We start from the raw sequence: 10193 nt of genomic DNA, 5'->3' as shown, positions 1-10193 counted from the left end.
AAAGCCGGCGTGACTACCGGGGCTTCGCCCCGGGCCGGGGGCTCCGCCACCCGGACCCCCGGAAAGCGAGCCGCGGGTCCAGCGGACGAGGTCGCCGGTGCGGTACATCCGCGCACCGGGCGCGCCGAAGGGGTTGGCCAGGAACCGTTCGGCCGTCAGCCCCGGCTGCCCGAGGTAGCCGCGGGCCAGCCCGGTGCCGGCCAGGTACAGCTCGCCGACGGCGCCCGGCGGCACCGGGCGCAGCCCGTGGTCGAGGACGTAGGCGGCCATGTCGTCCAGCGGCCGCCCGATCGGCAGCACGTCCGGCACCGGCTCCCCCGGCGGCAGCGGGAACCGGGTGGCGAACGTCGTGGTCTCGGTGGGGCCGTAGACGTCCACCACGGTGAGGCCGGGACAGGCCGCCGCCAGCCGGCGGACCGCGGCCGGGGGCACCACCTCACCGCCGGTCCACACTTCGTGGACCCCGCGCAGGCAGGTGGGATCCTCCTGCGCCAGCACCCGGAACAACCCCGCCGTGAGGAACACCGCGGTCACCCCGTGCGCCGCGACGACCCGGCGCAGCACGTCGGCGTCGATGTCCCCCCGTGGTGCGACGACGACCCGGCCGCCGGTCAGCAGCGGCATCCACAGCTCGTACGTCGACGCGTCGAACGCCAGCGACGAGTGCAGGAGCACGGACCGGTGGGCGGGGACGGCGAAGGACCGTTCGCGCGCCAGGCCGACGATGTCCCGGTGGCTGACCGCAACGCCCTTGGGCGTCCCCGTCGAGCCCGACGTGTACATGACGTACGCGAGGTTTCCGGGCCGGAGCACGAAATCCGGCGCCTCGGCCGGCTCGTCACCGGCTTCGCCGACGAGCACGACCGGTCCATTGTGGACGTCGTGGGCGAGCGCCCGGCCAGCCTCGTCGGTGATCACCACGGGCACGCCGTCGAGCAGTGCCGTCAGCCGGCTCCGGGGCGCGCGGGCGTCCAGCGGCAGGTACGCGCCGCCGGCCTTGAGCACCGCGAGTTCGGCGACGACGACGTCGGCCGAGCGGCCGAGCAGCAGGCCCGCCAGGCCGTCCCGCTGCACCCCGAGGGCGAGCAGGCGGTGGGCCAGCCGGTTCGCCCGGGCGTCCAGCTCCGCGTAGGTCAAGGTCACTTCGCCGGTGACGGCGACCGCGTCCGGCGTGCGGCGGACCTGCTCGGCGAACAGCGCGGGCACGGTCGTCTCCGGGTGGTCCTGGGCGGTGTCGTTCCACTGCTCCACGACGGCACGGTGTTCGGCCTCGGTGAGCATGCGCAGGCGGGCGAGCGGCTCGTGCGGCCGGGTCGTGAGCTCGGAGAGCAGGGTCTCCAGGTGCGCGGCGAACCCGGCGACCGTCTCGGCGTCGAAGAGTGCCGGGTCGTAGCCGAAGAGGAACTCGAGCCGCTCCTCGCCGGGGTAGGCGACGACGCTGAGGGGGTAGTTGGTCGTCTCCACGCCCCGCAGGTCGCGCAGCCCGAGTTCCGCGGTGACCGGGTAGTTCTCGAACACGAGGAGGGTGTCGAACTCCCCGCCCCAGCTCTGCAGGCGCGCCAGGGACAGGTGGTCGAACCGGCGCGCTTCGGCCTGGGCCTCCTGGAGCTCGCGCAGCCAGCCGACGGCGCCGGCCCGCTCGTCGACGTCGGCGACGACCGGCAGGGTGGTGATGAACATGCCGGTGATCTCGCCGGCCCCGGGCAGTTCGGCGGGCCGCCCGGCGACCGTGGTGCCGAAGCAGACCTCCGGCCGGCCGGTGTGGCGGGCCAGCAGCACCGCCCAGGCGCCCTGGACGAGCGTGTTGAGGGTCAGCCCGTGGCGGTGCGCGGCGGTGCGCAGCGGCCCGGCGGGCAGGGCGATCCGCAGCGAGGCCGACGATTCGACCGGGTGCCCGTCGGGAGCGCGGTCGGTACGCAGCCGGGCCGGCTCGGGCCGTCCGGAAAGCCGTTCGCGCCAGTAGGTTTCGGCGGCCGGCTGGTCCTGTTCGGACAGCCACCGGAGGTGGTCGGAGAACGGGCGGCGGGTCGGCAGCGGCCGCCCGGCGTGCGCCGCCGCGACGTCGGAGAGCACCTGGAAGAGGCTCCAGCCGTCGAGCAGCAGGTGGTGGAACGTCCAGACCACGCGGACCTCGGTCGCCGAGACGCGGGCGAGCAGCAGCCGCATGAGCGGGATCTCGCCCAGGTCCAGGCCGGCCTCCCGGTCGGCTTGGAGCACGGCGTCCGGGTCTTCCGGCTCGGTGGTCCAGTCGCGGTACTCGATGGGCAGGGTGACCTGCCGGTGGACCACCTGCACGGGCGCGTCGAGGCCGTCCCAGACCACCTGGCTGCGCAGGACCGGGGTCCGGTCCACCACCCGCTGCCAGGCGCGGCCCAGTGCGGCCGGGTCGGGGACGTCGCTCTGCACGAACGTCACCTGCTGGAGGTAGGCGTGGCGGCCGCCGCCGGTGAGCCGGTGGAAGAGCATGCCGGCCTGGGCCGGGGTGAGCGGGTAAATGTCCTCGACGTCGCGGCCGTCGCCGGCGAGCCGGTCCACCGCGGCCTGGTCGAGGCCGGCCAGGGGGAAGTCCGACGGCGTCCGGCCGCCGGCCGCCGGTCCGGTGCAGTGCGCGACGATCCCGGCCAGCCGGTGCACGAGGTCGTCGGCGACCGCGCGGATCGTGGCTTCCTCGTGGAGCTGGTCCGAGTAGAACCAGGTGATCTCCAGGCGGCCGCCGGTGACACGGGCGACGACGTCCACGGCGTGCGCGCGGACGTCCCCGGGGTGTTGCGCGAGTTCCAGTTCCCGCTCGAGCCCGCGGTACAGCTCGCCTTCCACCTCGAAGCGGCCGAGGTAGTTGAAGCTGAGCCGGGGCGTCACTTCGGGAGCCGTCCCGGCGAGGTGCCGCAGCACGCCGTAGGACAGGCCGCGGGCCGGGATCGCGCGCAGCTGCTCCTTGACGGACTTGAGCACGGTCGCGATGTCGCGGTCGGCCGCGTCGAGCGCGACGGGGAACATCGACGTGAACCAGCCGACCGTGCGGGACAGGTCGACGTCGTCGAACAGGTCCTCACGCCCGTGGCCTTCGAGATCGACCAGCACGCGGCCGGCACCGCTCCAGCGGCGCAGGGCCCCGCCGAGCGCGGCCAGCAGTGCGTCGTTGACCTGCGTGCGGTAGACGCCCGGGACGTCCTGCAGCAGGGCCCGGGTCAGGCCCGCGTCGAGCCGGGTGGTGACCGTGCGGGTGCTCGCCACCGTGTTGGCGCCGTCGGCGTCCAGCGGGATCTGGGCGCCCTCGACCGCACGCCAGTACGGGAGGTCGCCGTCGAAGTCGTGCCCGGCGAGCCGGGCCGCCCAATCCTGGAAGGACGTCGTCCGGGGGCCCAGGTCCCGCGCGTGGTAGGCGTGGTCGAGGTCGTCGAGCAGGATCCGCCAGGAGACCCCGTCGACCACCAGGTGGTGCACGGCCAGGCGCAGGGTCGTGCCGGTGAGCTCGGCGCTCACCAGCGGGCCGTGCTCGATGTCGATCTTCGCGCCGAAGACGTCGACGGCACCGGGCTCGGCGTGGAACTGCGTCCAGCCCTCGGCGGTGCGGCGGAACCGCAGCCGCAGGGCATCGTGGTGGGCGACGACGGTGTTCACCGCCGTGCGCAGCCGGTCTTCGTCGACGTCCTCGGCGAGCCGGACGCTCAGCTGCTGCGCGAAGTGGTCCGGCTCGGCCGGGTCGGTGTCGAGGAACCAGTGCTGGATCGGGGTGACGACGACGGCGCCCGTCGCCGCCGGCTGTCCCTCCGAGCCAGCCGGGGCGACGGTGCCGGCCGCCGCGGCCAGCGCGGCGATCGTCTGGTGGCGGAAGACGTCCTTGGTGGTGATCCGCAGGCCGGCCTTGGCCGCCTCGGACACCAGCCGGATGCTGAGGATCGAGTCGCCGCCGAGCTCGAAGAAGTTGTCCTCGACGCCGACCTCGGGCAGCCCGAGTGCCTCGGCCCAGATGGCGGCGAGCAGCCGTTCGGCGTCGGTGCGGGGCGCGACCCGGGTGGTGCCGCCCGTCCAGTCCGGGGCGGGCAGGGCGCGCCGGTCGAGCTTGCCGCTGGGGTTGAGCGGCAGCCGCTCGAGCGGCACGAACGCCGACGGCACCAGGTGGGCGGGCAGCGAGGCGCCGAGGAACTCCCGCAGGTCCGCGGGGGTGGCGGGGCCACCGAGGACCACGTAGGCGACCAGCCGCTGGTGCCCGGCGTCGGTGCGCGCGACCACCACCGCCTCGGCGACGTCCGGGTGCTGCCGCAGCGCGGCCTCCACCTCGCCCGGCTCGATCCGGAAGCCGCGGATCTTGACCTGGTCGTCGGCGCGGCCCAGGTACTCCAGCTCGCCACGCGTGCTCCAGCGCACGACGTCGCCGGTCCGGTACATCCGGGCGCCCGGCTCGCCGAAGGGATCGGCGACGAACCGGCCGGCGGTCAGGCCCGGGCGGCCGAGGTAGCCGCGGGCCACCCCGGCGCCGCCGAGGTGCAGCTCGCCGGGCACGCCGACGGGCACCGGCCGCATCCCGCGGTCGAGCACGTACGCGTGGACGCCGGCGATCGGGCGGCCGATCGGCGGGGTGCGGTCGGTGTCGTGGTACCACGCGGTGGCGTACACAGTGGACTCGGTCGGGCCGTAGATGTTGGCGATCCGGCTGTCCGGCAAGGCTTTCCGGATGTCGTGCAGCGCGTGCAGCGTCAGCGCCTCGCCGGCCAGCACCACTGTGGAGGGTCGCACCGAGACGGCACCCTGGGCCAGCAGCTGCGCGAACGCCGACGGCACGCCGCTGACCAGGCCGACCGGCCGGCCGGTGTGCTCGCCTTCGCCGAGGGCCAGTACGTCCCGGACGATCTCGACGGTGGCGCCGGTCATCAGCGGCGCGAAGACCTCGAACACCGAGACGTCGAAGTTGAGCGACGTCGAAGCGACCACGGTGGACCCGGGCCGGAAGACGTCCCCGAAGTCGGTTTCCGCCCAGGCCATCAGGTTCGCGGCGCTGCGGTGGGCGACCACGACGCCCTTGGGACGGCCGGTCGAGCCGGACGTGTGGATCACGTAGGCGGGGTGGTCCGGGTTCGTGGCGCGGGCGAGCGGCGCGGCGGACCGGCCGTCGAGCAACGCGGGGTCGTCGAACGCGAGGGTGCGGACGGACCCCGGCCCCCGGCCGTCCGGGGTGAGCAGCAGCGCCGGGGCGGCGTCGTCGAGGATCAGTTCCTGGCGGTCGGCCGGGTAGGCGGGGTCGACCGGGAGGTAGGCGGCGCCGGACTTGAGCACGGCGAGCAGCGCGACGAGGATCCGTTCCGTGCGCGGCAGCGAGACGGCGACGAACCGTTCGGGCGCGGCGCCCCGCTCGAGGAGGACCCGGGCCAGCCGGTTGGCCTGCTCGTCGAGCTCGGCGTAGGTCAGCGAGCGGTCTTCGCAGACGACCGCGACCGCGTCCGGCGTCCGGGCCGCCTGGGCCTCGAACAGCTGCGGCAGCGTGGCTTCCGGGACGGCGAGCACCGGCCCGCGGGAGAGCGCGTGGAGGTGGGCCCGCTCGGCGTCGTCCAGGATCGGCAGCTCGGCCACCGGGCGGTGCGGGTCGGCGACCACGGCCTCGGCCAGCACCCGCAGGTGCCCGGCGAAGCGGTCGATCGTCGCGGCGTCGAAGAGGGCGGTGTCGTATTCGATCGCGACGCTCCGGCCCCGCGGCTGGAACTCCAGAACGAGGTCGAACCGGGCCCGGGGGCGGGGCAGGTCGTGCTCGCCCAGACGCAGGGCGCCCGCCTCCCGGGGCCGGACGAGGTCCTGCTGGAGCACGAGCAGGACCTGCACCAGCGGTGTCCGGCTCGGGTCACGGGCCGGCCGCAGGTCGTCGACGACCTGGTCGAAGGGCACTTCGCCGGCGGCGAACGCCGCGAGCGTGGTCTCCTTGACCCGGCCGAGGAACGCGTCGAACGGCTGGGCGGCGTCGACCGCGGACCGCAGGACGAGGGTGTTGACGAAGAACCCGGCGAGCCGTTCGAGCTGGTCGTGGTCGCGACCGGACACCGCGGTGCCCACGGCGATGTCGTCTTGCCCGGTGTAGCGGGCCAGCAGCAGCTGGACGACCGCGGTCAGCGTCGTGAACAGGGTCGCGCCGGTGTCGTGGCCGAGTGCGGCGAGCTGCCCGGTGAGCTCCGCGGGCAGCTCGTACCGGCGGATCGCGCCCCGGGTGCCGCGCACGGGCGGGCGGGGGCGGTCGGTGGGCAGTTCGAGCGGTTCGAGGCCGGCGAGCTGCCCGCGCCAGTACGCCAGCTGCCGCTCGCGCAGCGGTCCGGCCAGCCGGTCGTGGTGCCACCGGGAGTAGTCGCGGTAGCCGATCTCCAGCGGCTCGGGCTTCTCCCCCGCGTAGAGCGCGGCCAGCTCGTCGACGAGCACCCCGACCGACCAGCCGTCGGTGATGATGTGGTGCTGGCAGAGCAGGAGCACGTGCTCTTCGGGACCGCGCCGGATCAGGGTGGCGCGGGTGAGCGGCCCGGTGGTGAGGTCGAACGGGCGGTCCAGTTCGGCCGCGAGCTGCGCGTCCAGGTCCGCCTCGGCATCGGCCTCCCGCAGCGGGATGGTCCCCTCCTCGGCGACGACCTGGACGCCCTCGCCGTCGACGGTCCGGAACGTCGTCCGCAGCGGCTCGTGCCGCGCGGCCAGTGCGTCGAGTGCGGCGCGCAGGGCGTCGCGATCCAGCGGGCCGGAAAGGGTGAGGCCGACGCCCGCGTTGTATTCGGTGCTGCCGGGGTTCTGCTGGTCGAGCACCCAGAGGCGGCGCTGGACCGGCGACAACGGCACCACGGCGTCGTGGGCGACGGGCTCGATCCGGTCGGCGGCCGGGGCGCCGCCGTCGGGCAGCAGTGCGGCGAGTTTCGCGATGGTGCGGGCGTCGAACACGACCCGCGGGGACAGATCGGCCCCGAAGCGGGCCCGGATCCGGGCGAGCGCCCGCGCGCCGAGGATCGAGTCCCCGCCGAGCTCGAAGAAGTCCGCGTCGACGCCGATGTCCGGCACGTCCAGCACGTCGGCCCAGATTTCGGCGAGGTCCCGCTCGGCCGGGGTCCGGGGCGCGGTGTGCGTGGCGCGGACCTGGGCCTGCCAGTCGGGGGCCGGCAGCGCGTCGCGGTCGAGCTTGCCGTGGTGGGTGAGCGGCATCGCCTCGAGCACCACGAACGCCGACGGCACCATGTACGGCGGCAGCCGGTCGGCCGCGGCGGCGCGCAGGGCCACCGGATCGGCGTCCCCGGCGACGTAGGCCACCAGCCGTTTGACGCCGGGCTGGTCCTCGCGGGCGACGACGACCGCCTCGCGGACGCCCTCCTGCTCGAGCAGCAGCGCTTCGATCTCGCCCGGCTCGATCCGGAAGCCGCGGATCTTGACCTGGTGGTCCGCGCGCCCGACGAACTCCAGCTCGCCGGCGGGGGTGCGGCGGACGACGTCGCCGGTCCGGTACATCCGTTCGCCGGGGCCGCCGAACGGATCGGCCAGGAACCGGCTCGCGGTCAGCCCCGGCCGGTCGAGGTAGCCGCGGGCGAGTCCCGGGCCGGCGAGGTAGAGCTCCCCGGTGGCGGCCGGGCGCAGTGCCTCGTCGAGCACGTACCCGGTCGCGTCCGGCAGCGGGCGCCCGATCGGGGGCGCGCCGCCGGGGACGAGCGGGTCGCTCCAGGTCGCCACGACGGTGAACTCGGTGGGGCCGTAGGAGTTGATCATCCGGCGCCCGGGGGCCCAGGTCCGGACCAGTTCGGGCGGGCAGGCGTCCCCGCCGACGATCACCGTCCGGAAGTCCGGCAGCGAGGCGGCGTGCCCGGCGGTCAGCGTGGCGAGGGCGACCGGCGGGATCAGGGCGTGGGTCACCTTCTGCTCGGCCAGGACCTCGGCGAGCCGGTCGCCCAGCAGCGGCCCGGGCGGGGGCACGACCAGCGCCGCCCCCGTCGGGAGCGCCATGCCCAGCTCGAGGATCGACGCGTCGAAGCTCGGCGAGGAGAACTCCAGGACCCGGTCGCCGGGCCGCACGTCGTACCGCTCCCGCATCGCGGCGAAGAACCCGGCCAGGCCGCGGTGGGTGACGAGCACGCCCTTGGGCACGCCGGTCGACCCGGACGTGTAGATGAGGTAGGCCGGGTGGCCGACGTGCAGCGGGCGCGTCCGGTCGGCGTCGGTGGGATCGGTGTCGGGCAGGCCGTCGAGCAGCCCGGGTTCGTCGAGGTCGAGGGTGGTCGTTTCCCCGGTGCCGGCCGCGGCGGCGCGCGTCACCACCAGCACCGGCCGCGCGTCGGCGAGCATGAAGGCGATCCGCTCGGCGGGCTGGTCGGGGTCGACGGGCAGGAACGCCGCGCCGGCCTTGGCCGCCGCGAGCTGCGCGACGACGAGGTCGGCCGACCTCGGCAGGACGAGCGCAACGACCCGTTCGGGCCCGGCCCCGCGCCGGATCAGCAGCCGCGCCAGCCGGTTCGCCCGGGCGTTCACCGTCGCGTAGGTCAGCGTGCCATCGGCGCCGGTCAGCGCCGGTTCCCCGGGGGTCCGGGCGGCTTGCGCCTGGAACAGCTCGGCGAGCGTACGCGCGGGCACCGATCTGTCGTCGTCGACGGCAGGAACCGAGACGTCGTATTGCGGCATTGCGGGAACCTTTCGAGCACGGGGTGACGTCAGCGCAGGGCCGTCCGGGCGCTGGGAGGGGACACGCAGGTGAGGCCTGCAACCAGGGAATTCGCGAAATTCGGTGGGGCTTCGGGCCGGGTACGGGCTTTCCGCCCGCCACGGTCACCGCGAAGCGCCGGCGCTTTTTGCCACTCGTTCAACAAATCGGCCCGGCGTGCCACACACCAGGCGAACCCGCGGGAACGAGCGCAAGACACATTGATCCTTTCCACAGTGACAGCCGCGCGGCGGCAGCTCGGAAACAGTTCCGATTTCGACGGCACCCCCGCGGCGCCGATTAAGGCCCCAGCGCCGTCGAACGCTCGCGACAACCGGCGTTCGTCGTGCATCAGGTCGGTCACCCGGCAGTCAAGTGACCCCCACGACCAGCCGGATTGGCATCACGCTACCCAGTCGGCGCCCCACTCGTACCGCCGAACGGAGCATTGACGAAAATGTCCTTAAAATGCGCAGGTTTGCTCGGACAGCGAGTAGTACATCGTCAGTTTTTGTTCACTCTTCTGCCGGAAAATGTTACCTCGATTGGGAGGTTTGACTTTCCAGCAGACCGCTCACCTGGGATAACTCACCGCCACTCGGGTGACGACCGAAGCGGAGCGGCGGAGGAGCCGGAAGTAAGCAAGTATCGAAGGTCGCGCTCCGCCATACGGCATGTCACCCGATTGGCGGGTAACGCGGAAGACCGGGGCACATCGGTGAAATGATCGATTGAAGTCGGCGGGCTCCGGATCCCGGCAAAGATCCTTCCGAGTGTGCACTAAGCGGACAAAGTTCATCCGGAATGCGGCGGTCGTCGATTGACGCTCTCCCTGTGGCGGCGATCACGCGCCCATCACGGGCGGGCTACGAGGTGGGGTAGGGGTAGGAGGTTGGTGGGCGGATGGTGCCTCCGGTCAGTGGGCCGAGGCTCGGGGCGCGGGCCGGGGTCGCGGGCCTTGGTGGTCGCGAGGCTGGGTGGTCGCGGGCTCGGCGGCGTTTCGGTTCGGTGATCGCGAGGCTCGGTGATCGCGAGGCTCGGCAGCGCTCGGTTCGTTGGCGTTCGCGGAGCGGCGGAGCGGAAGTGCCGCGGGCTACGGAGCGGCGGTGCCGCCCTACCGCCCTGCTGCCCCGCGCCTGCCGCGCAGCGGCGGCGCGTCCTGCCGCGCAGCGGTGCCCCGCCGCTGCGCGGCAGGAGAGCCGCAGAGCCGCGGTGCCCGTGCCGCGCAGCGCAACCGCAGAGCGGAGCGGCGGAGTCCTGCCGCTCCATCGCTGGGCCGTGCCCTGCCGCGCAACCGCAGAACCGCGGAGCGGCGGAGCCCGTGCCTCCACCGCGGAAGCGGTGCCCTGCCGCGCGACCGCGGTGCCGCAGAGCGGCCGGCCCCGCCCTGCCGCAGTGCCGCCATGACCGGACAGTCCGTGCTCCCCGACAGCGAGCCGTCAGGCTGCCGCACCCCCTCGGCCGAGAGGCCGTGGCCGAGGGGGTGCGGCACGCCGGACCCGGCACCTCCGGGACGTGCGCTTCCGAAGGACGATCGGGAGCCGGCGCCATC

At 74.1% G+C, this 10193-nt stretch carries 1 protein-coding gene; it reads right to left on the bottom strand.

Translation table 11 applies throughout. The features are described from left to right. Positions 1-8622, bottom strand: an 8622-nt coding sequence (locus AB0F15_RS09750) for an amino acid adenylation domain-containing protein (RefSeq protein ID WP_360267877.1), incomplete at its 3' end; no start/stop codon positions are given. Positions 8623-10193 lie beyond the last annotated feature (1571 nt).

The sequence above is a fragment of the Amycolatopsis sp. NPDC026612 genome, from assembly GCF_040638285.1.
Taxonomy (GTDB): domain Bacteria; phylum Actinomycetota; class Actinomycetes; order Mycobacteriales; family Pseudonocardiaceae; genus Amycolatopsis.
The sequence above is the reverse complement of the archived record's forward strand: the minus strand, read 5'-3'. Positions and strand labels throughout refer to the sequence as shown.